Here is a 22652-nt window from a genome sequence, read left to right on the forward strand (position 1 = left end):
GAACCGACGGTATCCGCTTTCCCCCGCGGCGACCGCACGGCCCGCGCCCCACTCCGCCGTTCGCGATGTCGTCCGCTCCTTCCGCCCGCATCCTCGAGACCAAGCTCAGCCCGCCGGCCTTCGCCGCCACGCAGGTGCTGCGCGACGCGATCTGCGAACGCATCGCGGCCAGCGCGGTCAAGCTGGTGCTGGTGCGCGCGCCCGCGGGCTTCGGCAAGACCACCACCATGGCGCAGAGCCGCGAGCGCATCGAGGCGCGCGGCATCGCCACCGCCTGGATCACGCTGGACCGCGCCGACAACGACGTCTCACGCTTCCTGGCCGGCCTCGGCGAGGCCGTGCTGCGTCTCGGCGTGGAGGAGCCGCGCGCGCGCACGCCCTTCGACGCGGTGGCCGCGCTGGCCGCGCACGACGCGCCCTTCGTGCTGTTCCTCGACGACTTCGAGGGGGTGCAGGAGCCCGCGGTGATCGGGCTGGTGCGCGAGATCGTCGAGCACCTGCCGCGCGGCGGCAAGCTGGTGATCGGCTCGCGCGGCCTGCCCGACCTCGGCGTGGGCCGGCTGCGCGCGCGCGGCCAGCTCGAGGAGATCGACACCGACCGGCTGCGCTTCAGCCTCGAGGAGACCGGCGCCTTCTTCGGCCTGCGCCCGCACGCCGGCGACGCCGCCGCGCAGGCCCTGCCGCACGAACTGCTCGCGCAGCTGCACCGCAAGACCGAGGGCTGGATCGCGGCGATCTGGCTGGCCTCGATGGCGCTCGAGCGCCATGGCAGCGCGACCGGCTTCGTCGAACGCTTCTCGGGCTCCGACCGCGCGGTGGCCGACTACCTGGCCGAGGACGTGCTCGCGCACCAGCCCGCCGAGGTGCGCGAGTTCCTGCTGCGCACCAGCATCCTGCGCCAGCTCGATGCCTCGGTGTGCCAGGCGCTCAACCCGCGCGCCGACAGCGCGGCCATCCTCGAGCGGCTGGCCGCGGCCAACCTGTTCCTGACGCCGGTGAACGGCGGCGCGGACGGCGACGGCGCCTGGCGCTACCACAGCCTGTTCGCCGACTTCCTGCGCGCCCAGCTCGCGCGCGAGATGCCCGGCGAGATCGCGCGGCTGCATCTCGCGGCCTCGGGCTGGTACGAATCGCAGCAGCGGCCGGTGCCCGCGATCGACCATGCGATCGAGGGCGGCGACCATCCGCATGCGCTGACCCTGCTCGACAGCTATGCCGGCCGCTTCCTCGAGCAGGGCCGCATGCGCATGCTCGCGCGCTGGTTCTCGGCCATCCCCGAGCACCAGCTGCGCGAGCATCCCGCGCTGCAGCCGATCGCGCTGTGGGCCACCTGCTTCACGCACGGCCCCTGGCAGGCGATGCAGCAACTAGAGAGCTCGGGCTGCCTCGACAGCCCCACGCCCGCGGTGCGCGCGAGCGCGCAGACGCTGATCCCGCTGCTGCTGGCGATGCAGGACCGGCACGACGAGGCCTACGAGGCCGGCCGCCTGAGCCTCGCGCGCCTGCCCACCGGCCTGCCCTTCGCCGACAGCGTGCTGCTCAACGCGATGGCGCACATCCTCGCGGTGCGCGGCGACCAGCACGAAGCGCAGCGCCTGCTCGACGCCGCGCGGCGCCAGCAGGGCAGCAGCACCTTCAACCGCATGTACACCGAGTCGCTGGCCGGCCTGTTCGACCTGCAGGAAGGCCGGCTGCGCCAGGCCACCGCGCGCTTTCGCATGGCGGTCGATGCGACCCATGCGGTCTCGTACAACCACAGCCACGGCAACGCCTGGGCCGGCGTGCTCTACGCGGGTTCGGTCTACGAGTCGAACCAGCTGCTGCAGGCCGAGCACCTGCTCAACGTCTACCTGCCGCTGGCGCGCGACGTGGGCCTGCCCGACCACATGATCCTGAGCCACGCGATGCGCTCGCGCATCGCCTTCCATGCCGGCGACATCGATGCCGCGTTCCAGGCCCTGACCGAGCTCGAGTACCTGGGTCACCAGCGCCAGCTGCCGCGCGTGGTGGCCGGCGCCAAGCTCGAGCGCTCGCGCATGCTGCTGCTGCAGGGCAACGGTCCCGCCGCGCGCGACGAACTCGCGCGCGCCGACGACCCGGCCCTGTGGGCGCGCGAGAAGCTCCAGCGCCTGCCCGCCCACGAGCTCGACTACCTGACCCTGGCGCGCGCACGCTGGGAGATCGCCTTCGGCGATGCACGCGCGGCCCTCGACAGCATCGACGCCGAGCTGCATGCCGCCCTCGCCGTCGCGCGGCTGCGGCGCGTGCTCAAGCTGCGGCTGCTGCGTGCATTGGCACTGCAGCGCGCGGGCAGCCTGGCCGAGGCCATCGCCGAAGCCGCCGAGGTGCTCAAGACCGCGAGCCACGAGGGCTACATGCGGCTGATCCTCGACGAGGGCCCGGCCGCCGCGTTGCTGGTGCAGCGCTTCGCGCACGCGCTGCACGACAGCGCCACCGCGCGCGGCAGCAGCGACCCGATCCTCGGCGAGTACGTGCAGCGGCTGCTGCAGGCAGCCGGGCCGATGGCCCTGCCCGATGGCGGCGAGCCGGAGAACGCCGACGCCGCCGGCCCCGACGGCCTCGCGGCCAGCGAGCCGCTGACGCGCAAGGAGATCCGCGTGCTGCAGCTGTTGGCCGAGGGCTATTCGAACGGCGCGATGGCCGAGAAGCTGTTCGTGTCGGACAGCACGGTGCGCACGCACCTGCGCAACATCAACATGAAGCTCGATGCGAAGAGCAGGACGCAGGCGGTGGCGATCGCGCGGCGGCTGGGAGTGATCCGGTAGGGAGCGCCGCGGATAATTCGCGCGCGGGATTTCAGTATTTCAAGGAGGAGTTCATGTTCGCAGCGTATTCGGCCGGCATGCTGCTGGCCGCGGCCATGGCCGTGTCATCGCCGTCGATGGGCCAGGCGGTCGAAGCGCCCAAGGTCTCGCCGGGAGACACCTGGAAATACCAGACCGTGGATCAATGGTCGGGACGCCCCAAGACCGAAGCCATGTTCACCGTGCTGGGCGTTACGGAGGAATACGTTCGCATGGAGATCGAGATGAGGAGCTTCGCGGCCAACGGCAAGCCCACGCGCCATCCCCCTTTCGAAATGACGAATCACGCGAACCTCGACATGGTGCATGTCGCCAACGGCAAGAACAGCACACGCGTCAACTTTGCCTGGCCTCTCTTTCCGGGCAAGCAATGGCGTTACGAGTACGCCACTTCAACGCCGGACAACAGGATCACCACCACCTTCCGGATGGCGGCTGAAGTGACGGGCTGGGAGGACGTGGAGACCAGCGCCGGCAGGTTCAGGGCGCTCAAGGTGGTTCACACCGGGACGGCGGACGCGGGACCTTCCGTGGGAGTCGGCAAGAATGCCTGGACCTCCTGGTACTCGCCCGAGGCGAAGAACTACGTTCGCTACCAAGTGGAAGTCACCGGGCCCGATGGCGCACCGGGGTTGCGAGAAGTCTCGGAACTGACTGCCATCACGGTGCGGCCCTAGGCACGGCGCCGCTCTCCTGATCAGCGCAGCACCGCCACATTGACGCGGCGCATGCCATTGTAGGAATAGAGAATGATTGGCCCATCGCGCAGGTCGCCGCGGTCATCGAAAGAGATCGCGCCCGTCACGCCGGTGAACGAGATCGCCTTGAGCGCCGGCAGGTACCTGGCCGGCTCGGCCGAACCCGCGTTGCGCATGGCCTGCGCCATCACCTGCACGGCATCGTAGACATGGGGTGAAAAAAGCTGCGTCGACACGCCGAAACGCTGCTTGAACCGGTCCTTGAACGCGCGCAGGGCCGGCTGGTACTTCTCTTCGGTGCCGCCGGTTTCGGCGCACAGCACGGTGCTCCGCATCGCCTTGGCGCCGGCTAGCCGTGGCAATTCGCCGGTACAGATGCCGTCGCTACCCATGAAGACAGGATTCAGGCCGGCGCCATGAATCTGGCGCAGCAACGGACCGGCCACCGTGTCCATGCCGCTATAGAAGACCAGATCGGGCTTCGAGGCGCGCAGCTTCGCGACCAGATCGCCAAGCTCGGCGCCGTCGTCCATCACCTGATCGCGGCGCAACACCGTGCCACCGGCCTGCAGCACGCCGGCCTCGAAGGCGTCGGCGATGCTGGTGCTGTAGTCCGTGCGGTCATCGACCACTGCGATCCGCCGGCCCCCGGCCACCTCGACCGCATAGCGGCCCAGCAACTCGCCGAGTCGATCGTCGTGCGCGATCACCCGGAACGCCGTGGCATAGCCCAGTTGGGTGTAGGGCGGTCTGCTGGCGCTTGGAGAGATCTGGACGATGCCCGCATCGTGGTAGATCCTCGCGGTCGGAATGGTGACGCTCGATGTCAGGTGCCCGACCACGCCGTTCACGCCCGCGACCACCAGCGACAGCGCCGCGCGGGGGCCCATCTGCAGATCGGCGCCGTCGTCGCGGGCCACGAGTTCGAACCGCGCGCGCCTGGTACCGATGAGGAGGCACCGCGCATTCAGGTCTTCGATGGCCAGCACGGCACCGTCCTCGTTGTCGCGGCCGAGATGGGCCAGCGCGCCGGTCATCGGCGCGACGTGCCCGATCCTGACGGTCACCGAACCTCCCGGCCCGGGCTCGCAATTCGACGCCACCGACGTCTGGGCGCCACTCCCCGCACACGCCAGCACGCCGGCGGCGGCCACCACGCAGACACGAACCCAACGCTTCCCACCCACTCCCTGCAACATCCTGTTCTCCTCGCGGCCCACGGCCGGCGCGGATTCTAGGGGGCCCGGCAGGCCCGCTCACAAGGCCCGCGAGATCACCTCCTTCATGATCTCGTTGGTCCCGCCATAGATCCGCTGCACCCGCGCATCCGCATACATGCGTGCCACCACGTACTCGTTCATGAAGCCATAGCCGCCGAACAGCTGCAGGCATTCGTCGACCACCCGGCCCTGCGCCTCCGAGCCCCAGAGCTTGGCCATGGAGGCGGTGGCGGTGTCGAGCCTGCCGGCGACGAGGTCCTCGACGCAGCGGTCGATGAAGGCGCGGCCGACCTTGATCTGGGTGGCGATCTCGGCGAGCTTGAACTTGGTGTTCTGGAACTCGGCGATCGGCTTGCCGAAGGCCTTGCGGTCGCGCACGTAGTCGAGCGTGGCCTGGTAGGCGCCCTCCATGGTGGCGAGCGCGCTGACGCCGATGATGGTGCGCTCGTAGGGCAGGTCGCCCATGAGCTGGAAGAAGCCCTGCCCCTCGACGCCGCCGAGCACGGCATCAGCCGCCACGCGCACGTCGTCGAAGAAGAGCTCGGAGGTGTCCTGCGCCTTCATGCCGATCTTGTCGAGCACGCGGCCGACACGGAAGCCCGCGCAGCCCTCGGTCTCGACGATCAGGATCGAGGTGCCCTTGGCGGCCTGCGCGGGATCGGTCTTGGCCACCACCAGCACCACACCGGCGAGGAAGCCGTTGGTGATGAAGGTCTTGGAGCCGTTGATGACATAGCCGCCGTCCTTCTTCTCGGCGCGCGTGCGCACGCCCTGCAGGTCGGAGCCGGCGCCGGGCTCGGTCATGGCCACCGCGCCGACCAGTTCGCCGCGCGCCATGCGCGGCAGGTAGTGCTGCTTCTGCGCCTCGGTGCCGTGGTTGAGGAAGTAGTGCGCGACGATGCTGTGCACCGAGGTCGCCATGCCGCTGAGGCCGCGGCGCGCGGCTTCCTCGTAGAACACGGCCTCGTGGCGGAAGTCGCCGCCGGCGCCGCCGTATTCTTCGGGGATGTCGGCGCACAGCAGGCCGAGCGCGCCGGCCTTGCGCCAGATCTCGTGGCCGACGTGGCCGCGCTTGCGCGCCTCCTCGTCGTGCGGAACCATCTCGGCCTCGATGAAGCGCACCACGGTGTCGCGGTAGCGCTCCAGGTCCTCATCGCTCCAGGAGCGGCGAAAGTCGATCGTCATGTGTGTGGCGTCCTCGTTCGTCTCTTCGTTGATGTTCTGTGCGCGGCTTCAACCCACGCGGCGCTGCTTGCCGGCCCAGTAGGGATCGCGCAGCTGGAACTTCTGCAGCTTGCCCGCGGCCGACAGCGGCAGCGCATCACGGAACTCCACGCTGCGCGGGCACTTGTAGCTCGCGATCTGCGCGCGGCAGTGCGCGATCACGGCCTCGGCCTCGAGCGCCATGCCCTCGCGCCGCACGATCACGGCATGCACGCGTTCGCCCCATTGGTCGTCGGGCACGCCGATCACGGCCGACATCAGCACCTGCGGCAGCTGCGCGATGGCATTCTCGACCTCGGCCGAGTAGACGTTCTCGCCGCCGCTCACGATCATGTCCTTCATGCGGTCGACCACGAAGACGAAGCCCTGCGCGTCCATGTAGCCGCCATCGCCAGTGTGCATCCAGCCGCCGCGCAGCGCGGCCTCGGTCTCGGCCGGCTTGTTCCAGTAGCCCTGCATCACCATCGGCCCGCGCGCAACGATCTCGCCGACCTGGCCCGCGGGCAGCTCGCGGTCCTCGCCGTCGACGATGCGCACCTCGGCGATGGCGATCGGCGTGCCGGCCGAACGCAGCAGGCGGTCGCGGTCGGGGCCCGGCAGATGGCAGCGCGGCGGCAGCGCCGTGACCACGGGCGACAGCTCGGTCATGCCGTAGACCTGCGCGAAGGCGGTGGCCGGCAGCGCGCGCATGGCCTGGTCGAGCAGCGCGGCATCGATGGGCGCGGCGCCGTAGAACAGCAGCTTCAGCCGCGACAGGTCGAACTCGCCGAAGCGCGGATGCTCGATCACGCGCTTGATCATGGTCGGCACCAAAAACATCTCGGTGACGCGCGCCTGCTGCAGGGTGTCGAGCACCGCGAGCTCGTCGAACATCGGCACCACGTGCATGGGCACCAGCCGCAGCAGGTTCTGGATCGCGATGCCGCAGCCGGCGACATGGAACATCGGCGCGGCGACGATCGAGGCCGCCTCGTGCCCATCGCGCGGCAGGGCCGCGACGGTGGCCAGCGCATTGATGCAGAGGCTGCCGTGGCTCAGCATCACACCCTTGGGCCGGCCGGTGGTGCCGCCGGTGTACATCACGGCCGCGAGCTCGTCGCCGGTGTGCGGCGCGTCGTCGATGGCCGCGGTGCCGGCCAGCAGCGCCTCGTAGCCGACCATGCCCTCGGGCACCTCGCGCTCGCCGCAATAGACCACGGTGCGCAGCGACGTGGAGAGCCGGCGCAGCTCGCCGACCAGCGGCGCGAACAGGTCGTCCACCAGCAGGATGCGGGTGTCGCAGTCGTCGAGCGAGTAGGCGACCTCCTTCGGGTTCCAGCGGATGTTGACGGGGTTGACGCCGCCGCCGCCCCACCAGGTGCCGAAGAAGTATTCGACGAAGCGGTGCGAGTTGAGGCTCATCATGCCCACGCGGTCGCCGCGCGCCATGCCGAGCTGCTGCAGCGCGGCACCGAGCCGCGCGACGCGCTCGGTGAATTCGCCGAAGCCGAGGCGGTGCGCGCCGCTGACGATGGCGGTGGCCTCGCCCTTCTCGCGGCGGCCCTTGTGCAGGGACTGGGTCAGGTACATGGGAGCCTCCTCTGTCTTGCCGATGCCGATGCGCGGCCGCGGGGCGGCGCTCAGGCCGCGCGCAGCGACGGCGCGGCAGCCTCGCCCACGCCCCAGCGCCGCAGCAGCGCCGCGCCCTCCTCGCGCGGCTCGGCCGAAGGCGCGCCAGGCGCGCTGCGGCTGAAGCGCGGCGCGGGCGCGGGCTGCACCATGCCGTCGACCTCGACGAAGGTGCCGCGCGCCACGTTGTGCGGATGCGCGGGCGCCTCGTCCCAGTCGAGCACCGGCGCGAAGCAGGCGTCGCTGCCCTCGAGCAGCGCGCACCATTCGTCGCGCGTGCGGGTGCGGAAAACGTCGGCCAGGCGCAGCTTGAGCAGCGGCCAGCGCGCGGCGTCCATCTGGGCATCGAAGGCCGGGTCGTCGGCGATGCCGCAGCGCTCGCGCAGCAGCGCATAGAACTGCGGCTCGATGGCGCCGATGGCCACGTAGCGGCCGTCGGCGCAGGCATAGGTGTCGTAGAAGTGGGCGCCGCCGTCGATCAGGTTCTCGCCGCGCTGGTTGCTCCACCGGCCGCCCGCCTTGAGGCCGTACATCATGGCCGACATCAGCGCGGCGCCGTCGGTCATGGCGGCATCGACCACCTGGCCCTGGCCCGAGGCCTTGGCCTCGTGCAGCGCCGCGAGGATGCCGAAGGCCAGGAACATGGCGCCGCCGCCGAAATCGCCGACGTAGTTGAGCGGCGGCACCGGCGGCTCGCCCGCGCGGCCGACCGCGTGCAGCGCGCCGCTCAGCGCGATGTAGTTGATGTCGTGGCCGGCCGCCTGCGCCAGCGGGCCGTGCTGGCCCCAGCCGGTCATGCGGCCGTAGACCAGGCGCGGATTGAGCGCGAGGCAGTCGGCCGGACCGAGGCCCAGGCGCTCCATCACGCCGGGGCGGAAACCCTCGATCAGCACGTCGGCGCGCGCGATGGCATCTCGCACCGTGGCGGCCGCGCCCTCGGCGCGCAGGTCGATCTGCAGCAGGCTGCGGCCGCGCGCGAGGATGTCGTGGGGGTTGCGCGGCGTGCCGGGCCGCTCGATGCGCAGCACCTCGGCGCCCATGTCGGCGAACAGCATCGCGCAGAAGGGACCGGGGCCGAGGCCCGCCATCTCGATCACGCGCAATCCTTGCAATGGGCCCGGCATCGTCCGTCTCCTTGGCCGCGGGCGGCCTTGTCTGTGTGGAGGACGATCTTGTCGCGGCCCGGTGGGTGCCGCATCGTCGGAAGAGACGAAAGAAGCGACGAGAAAGGCGCGCCGGCCCGGCGCGCGGCGCTCAGCCCGCCTGGGCTCCCTGCGCGACCTGCGCGCGCCGGAAGCAGGCCGCGTCGTGGTCGTTGACGATGCCCACCGCCTGCAGCCAGGCATAGACGATGGTCGGACCGACGAACTTGAAGCCGCGCTTCTTCAGCTCCTTCGACACGCGCTCGGACAGCTCGGACGACACGGTGCGCGTCTTGCCGTCGTTCTCGATCACCTTGCCACCGGTGAAGGACCAGCAGAAGTCGGTGAAGCTCTCGCCGCGCGCTTCCATCTCGTTGTAGATCTGGGCGCCGCGGATGGTGGCCTCGATCTTGGCGCGCGCGCGGATGATGCCGGGGTTGCCCATCAGCCGCTCGATGTCCTTCTCGTCGAAGCGCGCGACCTTCCGGGGATCGAAGCCCGCGAAGGCCTCGCGGAAGGTGTCGCGCTTGCGCAGCACGGTGATCCAGGCCAGGCCGGCCTGGAAGCCCTCGAGCATCAGCGTCTCCCAGAGCATGCGCGGATCGCGCTCGGGCACGCCCCATTCGGCGTCGTGGTAGGCGCTCATCAGGGCATCGCCCTCGGCCCAGCTGCAGCGGGTGTGTTGCTTCATGCGCCGATGATATCGGCGGTGCTCCTCAAGCGAGCGCGGGTCGCCGCGCCATGAATCCCGTGGCGGCCTCGAACGCGGCCGACGCGCCCAGCAGCGCCGCGTCGTCCTGGAAGCGGCCCACGAGCTGCAGGCCCAGCGGCATGCCGTCGGCGCCGAAACCGCTCGGCAGGCTGATGGCCGGGTGCCCGGTCATGTTGAAGGGCATGGTCCACGGATACCAGTGCGCGCGCACGTTCTCGTACGGCCGGCCGTCGATGTCGAGCGGCGCGAACAGGTTCTGCTCGAGCGCCACCGCAGAGCGCGTGAGCGTGGGCATGGCGAGCAGGTCGGCGCGCTCGAACAGCGCCTGCACGCGCTTGAACAGCTGCGAGCGCGCGAACATCGCCTCCTGGTATTCGACGCCGCTCACGCCGGCCGCCGATTCGACCTGGCGCCGGAAGGTCTCGCTGAAGCTGTCGGGATGCCGCTCGACCAGCGGGCCGAAGCGCGCGCGCCACACCGTGTGGTTGATCGCGCGCCAGATCGGCTCGACCTCGAAGCCTTCGCCGTCGAAGTGTTCGATGCTCGCACCGAGATCCTTCAGCGTGCGCAGCGCGGCCTCGAAGTTGCGCGCCACGTCGGCCGACACCGGCCGGCCCGGCGGCGCGGCGCAGCACAGCACGCGCCGGCCGCGCAGGTCGCCGGGGTTGGCGGCGGCCGCCACGTAGTCGTGCGAACGCAGGCCGATGGACCAGGGATCGACCGGCGACGGCCCGGCCATCGCCTGCAGCATCAGCGCGGTGTCGCCCACGGTGCGGGTCATCGGCGTGACGTAGGTCTGGTTGCCGTAGAGGTCCTGCGCCTGGCTGTGTGGGATCACGCCGACCGACTGCTTGATGCCGACCACGCCGTTGCAGGCGGCCGGGATGCGCGTGGAGCCGCCGCCGTCGGTGGCGACCGCGAGCGGCGCGATGCCCGCGGCGACCGCGGCCGCGGCGCCGCCGCTCGAACCGCCGCAGGTGCGCGCCAGGTTCCACGGGTTGCGCGTGCTGCCGAACAGCGGCGAGTTGGTCAGCGGGCCCGAGCCGAACTCGGGCGTGGTGGTCTTGCCGATCAGGATCGCGCCCTCGGCACGCAGCCGCGCCACGCTCACCGCGTCTTCGGCGGGCACGTTGTCGCGGTGGATCACGGCGCCGAAGGTGGTCGCAACGCCCTCGGTGTTGACCAGATCCTTGACCGAGAACGGAAGGCCGTGCAGCGCGCCGAGCGGCCGGCCGGCCGCGATGGCGTCCTCGGCGCGGCGGGCCTCGGCCAGCGCGCGCTCGGGTGTCAGGGTGATGAAGCAGTTGAGCGTGGGCTGCAGGCGCTCGGCGCGCGCGAGCACCGCCGTCACCAGCTCGACCGGAGAGAGCTTGCGCGCGCGGATCAGGCCGGCCAGCTCGGTCGCGGGCGTGAAGAAGAGCGAATCGTCGGACATGGACATCGAGCCTTCGTGCGTGCTATTCGTCGATGACGATGCCGGCCGCCTTGACGATCGGCTCCCAGTTCCTGCGCTCGCGCTGCGCCCGCTGCGCGAGCTCGGCGCGGCCCTCGGCATGGGCGACCAGCCCGGCCGCCTCGAGGCTGCGCGCGAGCTCGGGCTTGGCCGCCGCCGCCAGAAAGCCGCGCTCCAGCGCCGACAGCGCGGCGGCCGGCGTGCCCGCGGGCGCATAGACCGCATACCAGCTCGTGGCCGCGACGAACTCGCCGAAGCCCTGCTCCTTGGCCGTGGGCACGTCGGGCAGCGCCGGCAGCCGCCTGTCGCCGCTGAGGCCGAGGAACTTGATCTTGCCGCCCTTGTAGAGCGGCATCATGCTGGCGGCCGCGTCCCAGCCCATCGACAGCTCGCCGCCGACCACGTCGATCAGCATCGGCGAGGCGCCGCGGTAGGCCACGGGCGTGAGCTCGAAGCCCTGCGCCTTGGCGAGCGCGAAGGCGCCCAGGTGGCCCGAGCTGCCGATGGTCGCGAGGCCCAGCGTCGCCTTGCTCGGGTTCTTCTTCGCCCATTCGACGTACTGCTTCATCGAGCTGTAGGGCTGCCCGGCGCCGGTGACGACCGCGGTGGGAATCTCGACCAGCAGCGCGACCGGCACCAGGTCCTTGTCGGCGTCGTAGCCCGGCGTCTTGTAGGTCAGCGGCAGGATGGTGAGCAGCGGCGACGGCGCGAGGTAGAGCGTCAGGCCGTCGGGCTTGGCCTTCTTCACCGTGTCCCAGGCCAGGCGGGCCGAGGCGCCGGGCTTGTTGTCGACCACGATGCTGCCGAAGCCCGCGTCCTTGAGCTGCTCGGCATAGAGGCGCGCGACCGTGTCGGCCGCGCCGCCGGCCGCATAGCCGACGACGATGCGCAGGTTGCCGCCCGCGAGGCCCGGTGGCAGTTGCGCATGAGCGGCCGGAAGAACACAGGCCGCGAGGGCCGCGACGGCAAGGGATCGGCGGATGAAGGACGGCATGGAAGACCTCGCGGTGAAAAAAAGTAAGGGGGATCGCTCAACCGAGCGCCTGCTCGACCAGCGCTGCGACATCGAGCAGGTAGTGGTCGTCGTGCCAGCGGCCCACGAGCTGCAGCCCGATCGGCAGGCCGATGGCGCTGCGGCCGCAGGGCATCGACAGCGCGGGATGGCCCGTGAGGTTCATCGGGTAGGTGTAGGGATACCAGGCGCCGCGCACGGTGCCCGCGGGCCGGCCGGCGATCTCGATCTCGCCGCTCACGTCCATGTCGATGGGCAGCGGCGGCGCCGACAGCGTGGGCGACACCAGCACGTCGAAGCGTTCGAACAGCGCCTGCAGCTCGTTGAAGCAGCGCGTCTTGGCGAAGGTGGCCTCGTGCAGGTCGACGGCCGTGTGGCGGCGGCCCTTTTGCACCGCGTCGATCAGCGAGGCATCGAGCCGGTTGCCGAAACGCTCGAGGTTGGCGCCCACGCGCGCGGCCAGCAGCGACTGCAGCACGACCAGGAAATGCTTCTCGAGCGAGACGAAGTCGAGCTGCACGGTCTCGACGATCGCGCCCTCGCGCGCCATCGCCTGCACGGCCGCACCGGTGAGGGCTTCCACCTCGGGGTCGACGCGGTTGCCCGCGCTCGGCAGCCAGGCCACGCGCAGGCCGCGCAGCGAGACCGGCGCGGCACGGCGCGGCGGCGCGCTGCCCATGCCCCAGGGGTCGCGCGCGTCGAAGCCCGCGATGGCCTCGAACAGCAGCCGGGTGTCGGCCACGTCGCGCGCCATCGGGCCGGTGAAGGAGTTGGCCGAATAGAGATCGGGCGCCTGCAGGTGCGGCACCACGCCGAGCGTGGCCTTGAGGCCGACGATGCCGCAGCAGGCTGCGGGAATGCGGATCGAGCCGCCGCCGTCGGTGCCCAGCGCCAGCGGCCCCATGCCGGCGGCCACCGCGGCCGCAGCACCGCTGCTCGAGGCGCCGGGGGTGTAGGCCGGGTTGATCGGATTGAGCGTGCGGCCGAACAGCGGCGCCGTTGGCACCTGCTTGTGGCCGAACTCGGGCGTGAGGGTCTTGCCGATCAGGATCGCGCCCGCGGCCTTGGCGCGCGCCACGGCCACCGCGTCGTCCTTGGGCACGAAGTCCTCGTGGATCGCCGAGCCCATGGTGGTGCGCACGCCGGCCGTCAGCGTCAGGTCCTTGACCGAATAGGGAATGCCATGCAGCGGGCCCAGCGGCTCGCCGGCCATCACGGCGGCCTCGGCGCGGCGCGCGGCGGCAAGCGCCTGGTCGGCGGTCACGGTGATGAAGGCGTTGATCTCGCGGCGCGCCTCGATGCGCGCGAGCGCGGCCTGCACGATCTCCACCGGCGAGGCTTCCTTGCGCCGCACCAGCGCGGCCAGCGCCACGGCGCCGTGGTCCATCAAGTCCATGGTCGTTCCTCGAAGTCGGAAGTCAGAGCATCCAGCGGCCGCCGTCGATCAGCAGCGTCTGGCCGGTGATGAAGCGGGCGTCGTCGCCCGCCAGGAAGGCCACGGCCGTGGCCACGTCGCGTGGCGTGCCGATGAAGCCCGCGGGCGTGTCGGCCACGATGCGCGCGAGCACCTCGGGGTTGAGCTGGTCGTGCGCGCGGGTGCGGATCGCGCCGGGGCACACGGCATTGACCGTGACGCCGTGCGGCGCGAGCTCGCGCGCCAGCGAGCGCGTGAAGCCCACCACGCCCATCTTGGCGGCCGCGTAGTCGGCCAGGCCGACGTCGCCGACGAAGGCCGCGTCGGTGCTCATGTTGACGATGCGGCCGAAACCGCGTGCCTTCATGCCGGGCGCCACGCGGCGCGAGGCGCGCATGGCCGTGAGCAGCGAGACCTCGAGCACGAAGCGCCAGACCTCCTCCTGCGACTCGACGAAGGGCGCGCCGCGTTCGCGCGCGCTCTGGCCGACGTTGTTGAAGAGGATGTCGACCGGGCCGAAGGCCGATTCCACGCGATCGAAGAAGGCCGAGACCACCGCCGCATCGGTGCAGTCGCCGCTCACGCGCAGGCAGCGCGAGGCCAGGCCGGGCGCAACGCCATCGCCGGCCAGTTGCGCGTCGAGCGGCGCGCAGTCGAGGTCGAGCACCGCGACGCGCGCGCCACGCCCCAGGAACTCCATCACCGCGGCGGCGCCGATGCCCTGCCCGCCCCCGGTGACCACCGCCACGCGCCGATCGAATGTCATCGCGGGGCCTTTCAGTGGAAGGTGCGGCCGCCGTCGACGGCGAGCGCGGTGCCGGTGATGTAGCTGGCGCCGGGGCCGCTCAGGTAGAGCACGGCCTCCGCGACCTCCTCGGGCGCGGCGATGCGGCCCAGCGCATAACGCTCGCGGATCTCGGCCAGCGCGCGCTCGGGATCGTCGGCGTTCTCGTAGCTGGTGCGGAACAGCGGCGTGTCGATCGCACCCGGGCAGACCGCGTTGACGCGGATGCCGTCGGCCGCGGTCTCGATCGCGAGCGACTTGCCGAACATGATGACCGCGGCCTTGCTCGCGCAGTAGGCGGTGCGGTTGGGCAGCGGCCGCAGGCCGGCGCCCGAGGCGATGTTGACGATGCTGCCGCCGCCGGCCGCGCGTAGGTGCGGCAGCGCGGCGCGGCACACCAGCATCGGCCCGGTGAGGTTGACGGCCAGCACGCGCGCCCATTCCTCGTCGCTGGTGGCCTCGAGCGATTTGAGCGCATCGATGCCGGCCGAGTTGACCAGCGCGTCGACGCCGCCCAGCCATTGCGCGGCGCAGTCCACCGCGGTGCGCACGGCCGATGCGTCGCTCACGTCGCATTCGAGCGCCAGCGCAGCCTCGCCGAGCAGGCGCACGGCGTCGGCGAGCGCGGCCGTGTCGCGATCGAGCAGCGCCACGCGCGCGCCGCGCGCCACCGCCATCCGCGTGACCGCGAGGCCGATGCCGCTGGCACCGCCGCTCACGATCAGCTGGCGCGGCGCCGCCGGGTTGGCAGCGACGGCGTTCATGCGGCCACCGCGGCCTGCAGGCGCGGGCGCATGTCGTCGGAGATGCGGTCGCAGCGGTCGATCCACACGTCGGAATGCGCGAGCGCATGCTCGATCAGGCCCTCGAGCACCTTGAGCCGCGAGGGCTGGCCGATGATCTGCGGGTGCATGCCGACCATCATCATGCGGTCCTCGGCATGCAGCACGTCGAACTCGCTCTTCCAGGCCTCGAGCGCGGCCGAGGGCGCCTGCAAGGTGCGGCCCGGCAGCGTGATCGAGTACTGGAAGAAGGGCGCGTCGTCGAGCACCCAGCGGAACGGCAGCTCGACGATGTCGGTGCGTTGCCCGCCGATCTCGAGCAGATAAGGCGAGTCGTCGTCGAAGAAGTTCGAGGAGTAGTCGAAGCCGTACTCCTTGATCAGGTCGAGCGTGATGGCGCTGAACTCGGCCGCGGGCGAACGCCAGCCGCGCGGGCGGCTGCCGGTCAAACGCGTCAGCACCTCGAGGCCCTTCTCCATCTCCTCGCGCTCCTCCTCGGGCGAGAGGCCGACGATCCAGCGGTGGCTGTAGCTGTGGTGCGCCACCTCGTGGCCGCGGTCGATCACCTCGCGCATCAGCTCGGGATGCTTCTCGGCCACCTCGCCCGGCACGAAGAAGGTCGAGTGGATGCCGTAGCGCTCCAGCAGCTTGAGGATGCGCGGCATGCCGACCTTCCAGCCGTAGGCGCCCTGCGACATCAGGATCGGCCGCTGCGCATTCGCGGGATCGCGGCCGGTCCACATGGTCTCGGCATCGAGGTCGAAGGTCAGCATGAGCGGGAAGCCTTTGCTCGTGGTGGGCATCGCGAAGTCCTGGGGAAGAAGAGGAAGAAGGGTCTAGACGTGCTTGTGGAAGCCGGTCCAGCGTTCGGCCAGCAGCAGCACGATGCCGGTGGCCACGATCAGCAGGGTGGAGACCGCGGCGACGCTCGGGTCGACGCCCTGCTCCACCGAGGTGAAGATCTTCACGGGCAAGGTGGTCTGGCTCGCCGAGAGCAGGAACACCGACACCGGCACGTTGTCGAGCGAGGTGATGAAGGCGAACAGGCCACCGGCCACGAGGCCGGGCTTGACCAGCGGCAGGGTGACCAGCCGGAAGCTCGTGAAGCCGTCGGCGCCGAGCACGCGCGCCGCGTCTTCCAGCGACTCGTCGACCGCCGCCAGGCTGCCGAGGCTGGCGCGCACCACGTAGGGCACGGTGATGACCACGTGCGCGAGCCACAGGCCCAGCGAGTTGCCGCGCAGTCCGGTCATCGTGTAGTACTGCAACAGCGCCACGCCGAGCACCACCGAGGGCAGCACCAGCGGCGCCATGAACAGCGAGGTCAGCGCGGCCGCGCCCGGCACCATGCGGCGGTGGATCGCATAGGCGGCGATCAGGCCGAGCACCAGCGCGGCGGCGGTCGAGGCGGTGGCGAGCCAGAGGCTGGTCCAGGCGGCCGAGAGGTATTCGGGATCGCGCAGCACCACCTCGAACCAGTGCAGGGTCAGGCCCTTGGGCGGAATCGTGAGGTAGGCGGTCTTGCTGAAGGCCGCGAGCACCACCACCAGCACCGGGATCTGCAGGAACACGACCACCGCGATGGCGGTGGCGGCGAGGCCGAAGCCCTGGCGCTGCGTTTCGGTCGACGTGCTCATGCCTGGCCTCCCCAGCGCTTGAGCAGGCGGCTCGACAGCGCGATCACCGCCAGCGTGAGCGCGGTCAGCACGAAGGACATGGCGGCGCCGGCCGGCCAGTCGAGCGTCTGCAGGAAGTCGTCGTAGATCAGCGTGGCCATCACCTTGTAGGTGGCGCCGCCGAGCATGCGCGGCGTGACCAGCGCGCTGATGGTCAGCACGAACACCAGGATCGAGCCCGAGAGGATGCCGGGCGCGCTCATCGGCAGCGTGATCGACCAGAACACGCGCAGCCGGCTCGCGGCCAGGGTGTAGGCGGCCGACTGCACGTCCTTCGGGATCGCCTGGATCGCGGGCACCAGCATCAGCACCATGAAGGGCAGGAAGATGTGCGACATGCCGACCAGCAGACCGAACAGGTTGAACATCATGCGGATCGGGCGCTCGATCAGGCCGATGTCGATCAGCAGGTTGTTGATGAGGCCGCGGTTGGCCAGCAGCGCGATCCAGCCGAAGGAGCGCACCACGAGGTTGAGCAGCATCGGGAAGATCACGAGCATGGTCAGCGCGAGCCGCATGCGCGGGCCCGCGTTGGCGATGTAGTAGGCCAGCGGATAGCCGAGCACGAGGCAGATCGCGGTGACGCCGAAGCCCAGCACCAGCGTGCGCAGCACCACCTCGCGGTAGTACTCGTCGGTGAGGATGCTGGTGTAGTTGGCCAGCGTCCAGCCGCTGGCGATGCCGCTGCCGGGCACGTAGGGATGCAGGCTCAGCGGCACCATCAGCAGCACCGGCGCGACGAAGGCCAGCAGCAGCACCAGCAGCAGGGGCGAGGCCAGCAAGGCGCCGGCGGTGTGGCGCGATCTCATGCCGCGGCGTTCACGTAGACATGGCGCGGATCGATCGCCACGCCGACCGGCGCGCCGACCTCGAGGCCGGCATGCGGGCCGTTGGTGGCGGCCTCGGCGATCAGCTCGATGCCGCCGAGGGCCAGCAGGTACTGCACGCGCGAGCCGACGAAGGAGCGCATCGCGACGCGGGCTTCGTAGCGCGGCAGGTTCGCGGCGTCGGAGACGTCTTGCGCGCCGAGAAAGCGGATGTCCTCCTGGCGCACGACCACGTCGACCGCGGCGCCATCGGCGATGCCCTCGGCCTGGGCCACGGCGAGCACCGGGCCGTCGCGCAGCTGCACCGTAGTGGCACCCGCTCCGGCGCGCGCGAGCTTGCCGCCGAGCCGGTTGGGCCGGCCCATGAAGCTCGCGACGAAGCCCGTGGCCGGGCGGTGGTAGATGGACTCGGGCGTGTCGAACTGCTGCACCACGCCATGGGCCAGCACGCAGACCCGGTCGGACATCGACATGGCCTCGCCCTGGTCGTGCGTGACGAACAGCGTGGTGATGCCGACCTCGCGCTGCAGCCGCTTGAGCTCGATCTGCATCTCGTCGCGCAGCGCGGCATCGAGGTTGGACAGCGGCTCGTCGAACAGCAGGATGCTCGGGCGCGGCGCGATCGAGCGCGCCACCGCCACGCGCTGCTGCTGGCCGCCCGAGAGCTGGCGCGGCAGCCGGTCGCCCAGGGCCGAGAGCCGCACGCTGGCCAGCGCCTGCTCGACGCGGCGCGTGAGCTCCGCGCCCTGCACGCCCTGGCGGCGCAGGCCGAAGGCGACGTTCTCGAACACGCTCATGTGCGGGAACAGCGCATAGGACTGGAACACCAGGCCGATGTTGCGCTTGTTGGTGGGCAGCGCGGTGACGTCGCGGCCGTCGATCAGGATGCGGCCGCCCGTGGGCTCGATCAGGCCCGCCACCATGCGCAGCACCGTGGTCTTGCCGCAGCCCGAGGGGCCGAGCAGCGAGATGAATTCGCCGTCGTGAACCGACAGCGAGACCGAGGAGGCGGCGACGTGTCCGGGGTAGCGCTTCTCGAGGCGCTCCAGCGTGAGTGCGGGCATTGGGCGTACGGGATCGTGGGAACGGCGGCGGCGCTCAGCGCGCGACTTCGCGCTGCCAGCGGCGGGTCCACTCGGGCATGGACTTCGCGACCTGCTCGGGGTCGGGCAGCCAGAGCTTGTCGAAGGTCTCCTTGTACGGAACGATCTTCGCGGCCTTGTCGCTGAGCTTGACCTGCGTGTTGACCGGGCCCGCGTACTTGCGCTCGGCGAAGCAGGCCTGGCCTTCCTTCGACAGCACCTCGTCGATGTACTTGAGCGCCAGCGCCGGCGACTTCGCGCCCTTCGGAATCACCAGCGCGGGCAGGATGCCGACCGCGCCTTCCTTCGGATAGACGATCGCGAGCGGCAGGCCCTTGTCGATGGCCGAGCCCGCGCGGTCGGGATACCAGACGGCGGCGGCGATCTCCTGGCGCTCGAACAACGAGACGATCTGGTCGGCCTGCGTGTAGAGCGTGACCGAGGCCTTGGCGATCGGCTTCACGGCCGCGAAGCCGGCGTCCATGTTGCTCAGCTCGCCGCCCTTCATGCGGTTGAGCGCCATCAGGAACTGCGAGCCCGAGGTGCCGCTGATGTCGCCGATGGCGAGGCGGCCGTCGTACTCGGGCTTGGCGAGATCGGCCCAGGAGGTGGGCGGGGTCTTGATCTGCTTGGTGTCGTAGACGATGACGGTGGCACCCGTCATGAACACGATGTACTGGCCGTCCTTGTCGAGCGCGCGCGGCGAGATGTCGGCGGCATTCGCGAGCCTGGACTTGTCGATGGTCTCGAGCAGCTTCTCGTTCTTGAGCTGCGCGGCGAGCGAGTTGTCGATGTAGACCACGTCGAAATCGGACTTGCCGCCGGTCGCGCGGATGGCCGCGGCGAACTGCGAGGAGCTGCCGAGCTTGAGCGCCACCTTGGCGCCGGTCTTCTTCTCGAACGAGGCGATGTGGCAGGTCTTCGAGTCGTCGGCGAAAGAGCCGCCGAAGATGCCGACCACCAGCTCCTCGGCGTGCAGCGCACCCGACATCAGCAAGGAGGCAAAGCCCAGGGACAGGCAACGTGCGAGCGCGGTTTTCATGGAAGCGACTCCTGTGAGAGCGAAGGCTGGAGGGGATCGAAGCGCGATGCGATTCACTTTATCTTTTGCAAAAGATAAACGCAAGGCATTTAAGATAGGTACCAACCCGCTGCCGCGCGATGCACCAAGACGCATCGCGCACGCACGGAAATCGCCATCGAAAGGACGCCATGCAGCACAAGGACGATGCATCGAAGAGCCCGCCGCGACCCCGCGGTGCCAAGGCGCGCGAAGCGCTCGAGGTTCCCGCGCCCGAGGCCTTGCAACCCGCGACCGGCGGCGACCTCGTCGAGCGCGGCATACGGCAATGGCGCACCGAGCGGCCCGACATCGACAGCAGCGGCAAGGCGGTGGTCGGCCGGCTGCTGCGGCTCGAGGAGGTGGTGCTGCGCACCATCAACGCGGTGCTGCAACCCTTCGGCATCAAGTACCAGGAGTACGCGGTGCTCGCGACCTTGCGCGTGGCCGGCGCGCCCTACCGGCTGTCGCCCTCGCGGCTGCAGAGCACGCTGCTGTTCACCTCGGGCGGGCTGTCGAACCTGCTCAAGCGGCTCGAGCAGGAAGGACTGGTCAAGCGCTCGATCCATCCCGACGACGGCCGCGGCGTGCTGGTGAAGCTCACGGCCAAGGGCATGCGGCTGGCCGACGAGACGATGCCCAAGCACGCCGCCGCCGAGCTGCATCTGCTGCGCATGTTCGACACCGGCCAGCGCGAGGCGCTCGCCGGCCTGCTGAGCCAGATGATGACCGGCAACGCGCCCGAGACCGGCCCCGAGCCGGGCTGAAACCTCAGAGCAGACCGAGCGTCATCGCCTTGAGCGTCGCGGCCGCGCGCGTGGTGCAGCCGAGCTTGCGGAAGATGTTCTCGAGGTGTGCGCGCACCGTGCTCGGGCTGATGCCGAGCGTGCGCGCCGCCTCCTTGTTGCTCTCGCCGAGGCTGATGCGGCCCAGCACCTCGACCTCGCGCGACGAGAGCAGGGCATTGGCTTCGCCCTGCGCGGCGAGAGTCTTCGCGGCCACCGATTCACGCCCCGTCAACGCGGCGACGGCGGCCGCATCGAGCCGGCCCTGCGCCGCCTCGCGACGCAGTTGCGCTTCCGCCTCCGCGGCCGCCAGCGCGGGCCGGCCCGGCGCGCCCGTGTGCAGCAGCACCCAGTGCACCGCCGCGGCCAGCACGCGCTCGGCCGTGCCGATCGCCGCGCCCTTCACGCCGCGGAAGAAGCCCGAGCCATCGAGCCGCTCGTCGACGAAGGAAGCGATCTCGGCCTCGGCCCGCAAAGTCTCGATGCGGCGTGCGGCACGCTCGGTCCAGTAGGGCACGAGGCGCAGCCGCTCCTTGTCGGCCTCGCTGCGCAACTTGGGCGAATCCCAGACCGCGTTCGGCACCGAGGCACGGCCGATGCCATGGATCAGCGCGGCGCGCCGCACCTGCTCGCAGGCCGCGGCATCCAGCCCCAGGCCCGTGGCGCAGGCGGCGGCCGCCTCGGCCACGCGGCGCGAGAAGCCGGTCATCCACGGCATCTTGAGATCGATCACGTCGGCGATCAGCTCGAGCGGCGCCACCGCGTCGCGCAGCGCGCCCTCGGGCGCCTGCAGGTCGGCCGCGGCGCCCTGGTCGAGCGCATGCAGCCAGTCGACCGCGTGCTGCCGCGCCACCTGCACCAGCACCGCGGGATAGCGCCCGTCGGCGCGCTCGTCGATCTGGCGCAGCGCGCTCTGCAGGCCATGCGTGCGCGAGAAGATCTCGAGATCGCCCGCGAGCGTGGCCAGGTACACCGCCTCCGGAATCTGCGGCGCGGCCAGGCCCGCGGGCTTGCCGCTGCCGTCGAAGTTCTCGAACATGTGGCGCAGCGGCCGCTCGACCGCTTCGGGCAGGCCGAGGAAGCGCGCGATCTCGCCCGACACCTCGCAGTGGATCTCGGCCAGCGAGCCGACCGTGCCCGCGAAGGCCGCGGCCTCGCGCGCCGAGGCGGTCGCGAGCATCGCGCGGCGCCCGCCGACGTCGTCGCCGAGCAGGTCGGAGAACTCGGGCGCGTTGGCGGTGCAGCCCGACCAGCGCAGCAGCGCGACGCAGGCCGCGTGGCCCTGCGCCGCATCGTCCCGGCCCATCGCCTGCGCCAGCCTCGCGGCGATCCACGCCACGCGCGCCGAATGGTCGATGGGCTGGCCCATGCTGAGGTCGCCGACGAAGGCGAGCGCCTTGATGGCGTCGAAGAGCGGGACGTGGGCGATGGGCTGCAAGGCAATGGATCCGGTAGGCGACGGGCGCCGGCACCTTACTTCGACTGGCGCACGGCGTCCAGGATCACCTCGGCCACCTTCGCGGGCTGCGACTGCTGCGGCACGTGGCTGGTGTTCAGCGTGGTCACGTGCGCGCCGATGCGCTTGGCCATGTCGCGCTGCAGCGCGGGCTGGATCATGTGGTCGGCGCTGCTCACGATGTACCACGAGGGCTTGGTCTTCCAGGCAGCGGCCGACACCTTCTGCTCGAAGGCCTTGGCCTGGATCGCGCCTTGCGTCACCGCCATCACGCGCGTGGTCGCGGCCGGCAGGTCCTGCGCGAAGTGCTTGCTCATGCCCTCGGGCGTGAGGCGCAGGAAGCCCGAGGCATCGGCCGCGATGTGCGCGAAACCGGGCGGTGCCGGGTAGTCCTTGCCGAGCTCGCCCGAGTTCTGGCCCGCGTCGGGCGCGAAGGCCGCCACGTAGACCAGCGAGGCGACCTTGTCGTTGCCGCCGGCCTCGGTGATCACGGTGCCGCCCCACGAGTGGCCGACCAGCACCACCTTGCCGGGCTGGGCATCGATGGCGCGCTTGGCGGCGGCCACGTCGTCCTCGAGCGAGGTCAGCGGGTTCTGCACCGAGACGACGTCGACGCCCTTGGCCTGCAGCAGCGGGATCACCTTGGCCCAGTCGGAGCCGTCGGCGAAGGCGCCGTGCACCAGCACCACGCTGGGGGATGCGCTGGTGGCGGCGGCCGCGGCCGGGCCCGCCGCGCTGGCGGCCGTGACGGAGAACGAGAGGCCGACGGCGATGGCAGCGGCGGCGAGCTGGAGGCGTTGGAAGTGCTTCATGGGAGGGTCTTGGCAAGGAAGTGACGGGAGCCGCTACTGTCGGCCGCGGCGTCTTTTCGCGCCATTGGACGAATGTCCGA

At 70.8% G+C, this 22652-nt stretch carries 20 protein-coding genes; 3 read left to right on the top strand and 17 right to left on the bottom strand.

The features are described 5' to 3' along the window. Positions 1-65: 65 nt before the first annotated feature. Positions 66-2786 (top strand): winged helix-turn-helix domain-containing protein, encoded by a 2721-nt coding sequence (locus tag BM109_RS12995; RefSeq protein ID WP_093343297.1) that lies wholly within the window; start codon positions 66-68, stop codon positions 2784-2786. Positions 2787-2839: 53 nt separating this feature from the next. After that, positions 2840-3502, top strand: a complete 663-nt coding sequence (locus BM109_RS13000) for a hypothetical protein (RefSeq protein WP_093343299.1) — start codon at positions 2840-2842, stop codon at positions 3500-3502. 20 nt (positions 3503-3522) lie between these two features. Here BM109_RS13000 and BM109_RS13005 read toward each other — a convergent pair whose 3' ends face one another. The 15 genes from BM109_RS13005 to BM109_RS13075 all read right to left on the bottom strand — a co-directional run bounded on the left by BM109_RS13005 (position 3523) and on the right by BM109_RS13075 (position 19501). Further along, a complete protein-coding gene (locus tag BM109_RS13005) occupies positions 3523-4590 on the bottom strand; it encodes a branched-chain amino acid ABC transporter substrate-binding protein (protein ID WP_256222536.1) in 1068 nt (355 codons plus the stop codon). A 189-nt stretch (positions 4591-4779) separates the two neighbouring features. Then, a complete protein-coding gene (locus BM109_RS13010; protein WP_093343300.1) occupies positions 4780-5928 on the bottom strand; it encodes an acyl-CoA dehydrogenase family protein in 1149 nt (382 codons plus the stop codon). A gap of 48 nt (positions 5929-5976) precedes the next feature. After that, complete coding sequence (locus tag BM109_RS13015) at positions 5977-7536, bottom strand: long-chain-fatty-acid--CoA ligase (protein WP_093343302.1); 1560 nt, start codon at positions 7534-7536, stop codon at positions 5977-5979. Between the two features lie 50 nt (positions 7537-7586). Beyond that, entirely contained in the window at positions 7587-8699 is a 1113-nt protein-coding gene (locus BM109_RS13020) for a CaiB/BaiF CoA transferase family protein (protein WP_093343304.1), read from the bottom strand. A 130-nt stretch (positions 8700-8829) separates the two neighbouring features. Continuing rightward, complete coding sequence (locus tag BM109_RS13025) at positions 8830-9408, bottom strand: DNA-3-methyladenine glycosylase I (protein WP_093343305.1); 579 nt, start codon at positions 9406-9408, stop codon at positions 8830-8832. Positions 9409-9433: 25 nt separating this feature from the next. Then, positions 9434-10870: an amidase gene (locus tag BM109_RS13030; protein WP_093343307.1), complete on the bottom strand. Its 1437-nt coding sequence runs from the start codon at positions 10868-10870 to the stop codon at positions 9434-9436. Between the two features lie 16 nt (positions 10871-10886). Continuing rightward, on the bottom strand, positions 10887-11876 hold the full coding sequence (locus BM109_RS13035) for a tripartite tricarboxylate transporter substrate-binding protein (RefSeq protein ID WP_093343308.1): 990 nt from the start codon (positions 11874-11876) through the stop codon (positions 10887-10889). A 37-nt stretch (positions 11877-11913) separates the two neighbouring features. Next, on the bottom strand, positions 11914-13290 hold the full coding sequence (locus tag BM109_RS13040; protein ID WP_093343310.1) for an amidase: 1377 nt from the start codon (positions 13288-13290) through the stop codon (positions 11914-11916). Between the two features lie 22 nt (positions 13291-13312). After that, positions 13313-14074: an SDR family NAD(P)-dependent oxidoreductase gene (locus BM109_RS13045; protein ID WP_093343311.1), complete on the bottom strand. Its 762-nt coding sequence runs from the start codon at positions 14072-14074 to the stop codon at positions 13313-13315. An 11-nt stretch (positions 14075-14085) separates the two neighbouring features. Next, the gene (locus BM109_RS13050; RefSeq protein WP_093343313.1) at positions 14086-14856 is read right to left on the bottom strand and encodes an SDR family NAD(P)-dependent oxidoreductase; all 771 of its coding nucleotides are present in this window, start codon (positions 14854-14856) and stop codon (positions 14086-14088) included. Beyond that, positions 14853-15677 (bottom strand): polysaccharide deacetylase family protein, encoded by an 825-nt coding sequence (locus BM109_RS13055; protein ID WP_093343315.1) that lies wholly within the window; start codon positions 15675-15677, stop codon positions 14853-14855. Before BM109_RS13055 ends, BM109_RS13050 begins: the two co-directional genes overlap by 4 nt. A 33-nt stretch (positions 15678-15710) precedes the next feature. Beyond that, positions 15711-16511 (bottom strand): ABC transporter permease, encoded by an 801-nt coding sequence (locus BM109_RS13060; protein ID WP_093343316.1) that lies wholly within the window; start codon positions 16509-16511, stop codon positions 15711-15713. Beyond that, positions 16508-17359: an ABC transporter permease gene (locus BM109_RS13065; RefSeq protein ID WP_057589639.1), complete on the bottom strand. Its 852-nt coding sequence runs from the start codon at positions 17357-17359 to the stop codon at positions 16508-16510. Before BM109_RS13065 ends, BM109_RS13060 begins: the two co-directional genes overlap by 4 nt. Further along, the gene (locus tag BM109_RS13070; RefSeq protein WP_093343318.1) at positions 17356-18441 is read right to left on the bottom strand and encodes an ABC transporter ATP-binding protein; all 1086 of its coding nucleotides are present in this window, start codon (positions 18439-18441) and stop codon (positions 17356-17358) included. The genes BM109_RS13065 and BM109_RS13070 overlap by 4 nt, the downstream gene beginning before the upstream one ends. Before the next feature lie 34 nt (positions 18442-18475). Then, the gene (locus tag BM109_RS13075) at positions 18476-19501 is read right to left on the bottom strand and encodes an ABC transporter substrate-binding protein (protein WP_093343319.1); all 1026 of its coding nucleotides are present in this window, start codon (positions 19499-19501) and stop codon (positions 18476-18478) included. A gap of 170 nt (positions 19502-19671) precedes the next feature. On the opposite strand from BM109_RS13075, the gene BM109_RS13080 reads away from it, so the two are divergent. Next, positions 19672-20286, top strand: a complete 615-nt coding sequence (locus tag BM109_RS13080; RefSeq protein ID WP_093343321.1) for a MarR family winged helix-turn-helix transcriptional regulator — start codon at positions 19672-19674, stop codon at positions 20284-20286. Positions 20287-20290: 4 nt separating this feature from the next. Here BM109_RS13080 and BM109_RS13085 read toward each other — a convergent pair whose 3' ends face one another. Further along, positions 20291-21742 carry an HD domain-containing phosphohydrolase gene (locus BM109_RS13085; protein ID WP_093343323.1) on the bottom strand — a complete coding sequence of 484 codons (1452 nt, stop codon included), beginning with the start codon at positions 21740-21742 and terminating at the stop codon, positions 20291-20293. Between the two features lie 35 nt (positions 21743-21777). Further along, on the bottom strand, positions 21778-22572 hold the full coding sequence (locus BM109_RS13090; RefSeq protein WP_093343324.1) for an alpha/beta fold hydrolase: 795 nt from the start codon (positions 22570-22572) through the stop codon (positions 21778-21780). Between the last annotated feature and the right edge of the window lie 80 nt (positions 22573-22652).

The organism is Variovorax sp. PDC80 (assembly GCF_900115375.1).
Classification (GTDB): domain Bacteria; phylum Pseudomonadota; class Gammaproteobacteria; order Burkholderiales; family Burkholderiaceae_C; genus Variovorax.

Excerpts from the sequence above, each read along its gene's own strand:
- BM109_RS12995 (WP_093343297.1), top strand. The coding sequence starts at position 66 with ATGTCGTCCGCTCCTTCCGCCCGCATCCTCGAGACCAAGCTCAGCCCG.
- BM109_RS13025 (WP_093343305.1), bottom strand. The coding sequence starts at position 9,408 with ATGAAGCAACACACCCGCTGCAGCTGGGCCGAGGGCGATGCCCTGATG.
- BM109_RS13040 (WP_093343310.1), bottom strand. The coding sequence starts at position 13,290 with ATGGACTTGATGGACCACGGCGCCGTGGCGCTGGCCGCGCTGGTGCGG.
- BM109_RS13075 (WP_093343319.1), bottom strand. The coding sequence starts at position 19,501 with ATGAAAACCGCGCTCGCACGTTGCCTGTCCCTGGGCTTTGCCTCCTTG.
- BM109_RS13020 (WP_093343304.1), bottom strand. The coding sequence starts at position 8,699 with ATGCCGGGCCCATTGCAAGGATTGCGCGTGATCGAGATGGCGGGCCTC.
- BM109_RS13070 (WP_093343318.1), bottom strand. The coding sequence starts at position 18,441 with ATGCCCGCACTCACGCTGGAGCGCCTCGAGAAGCGCTACCCCGGACAC.
- BM109_RS13055 (WP_093343315.1), bottom strand. The coding sequence starts at position 15,677 with ATGCCCACCACGAGCAAAGGCTTCCCGCTCATGCTGACCTTCGACCTC.
- BM109_RS13060 (WP_093343316.1), bottom strand. The coding sequence starts at position 16,511 with ATGAGCACGTCGACCGAAACGCAGCGCCAGGGCTTCGGCCTCGCCGCC.
- BM109_RS13080 (WP_093343321.1), top strand. The coding sequence starts at position 19,672 with ATGCAGCACAAGGACGATGCATCGAAGAGCCCGCCGCGACCCCGCGGT.
- BM109_RS13035 (WP_093343308.1), bottom strand. The coding sequence starts at position 11,876 with ATGCCGTCCTTCATCCGCCGATCCCTTGCCGTCGCGGCCCTCGCGGCC.
- BM109_RS13030 (WP_093343307.1), bottom strand. The coding sequence starts at position 10,870 with ATGTCCATGTCCGACGATTCGCTCTTCTTCACGCCCGCGACCGAGCTG.
- BM109_RS13090 (WP_093343324.1), bottom strand. The coding sequence starts at position 22,572 with ATGAAGCACTTCCAACGCCTCCAGCTCGCCGCCGCTGCCATCGCCGTC.
- BM109_RS13000 (WP_093343299.1), top strand. The coding sequence starts at position 2,840 with ATGTTCGCAGCGTATTCGGCCGGCATGCTGCTGGCCGCGGCCATGGCC.
- BM109_RS13045 (WP_093343311.1), bottom strand. The coding sequence starts at position 14,074 with ATGACATTCGATCGGCGCGTGGCGGTGGTCACCGGGGGCGGGCAGGGC.
- BM109_RS13010 (WP_093343300.1), bottom strand. The coding sequence starts at position 5,928 with ATGACGATCGACTTTCGCCGCTCCTGGAGCGATGAGGACCTGGAGCGC.
- BM109_RS13065 (WP_057589639.1), bottom strand. The coding sequence starts at position 17,359 with ATGAGATCGCGCCACACCGCCGGCGCCTTGCTGGCCTCGCCCCTGCTG.
- BM109_RS13050 (WP_093343313.1), bottom strand. The coding sequence starts at position 14,856 with ATGAACGCCGTCGCTGCCAACCCGGCGGCGCCGCGCCAGCTGATCGTG.
- BM109_RS13015 (WP_093343302.1), bottom strand. The coding sequence starts at position 7,536 with ATGTACCTGACCCAGTCCCTGCACAAGGGCCGCCGCGAGAAGGGCGAG.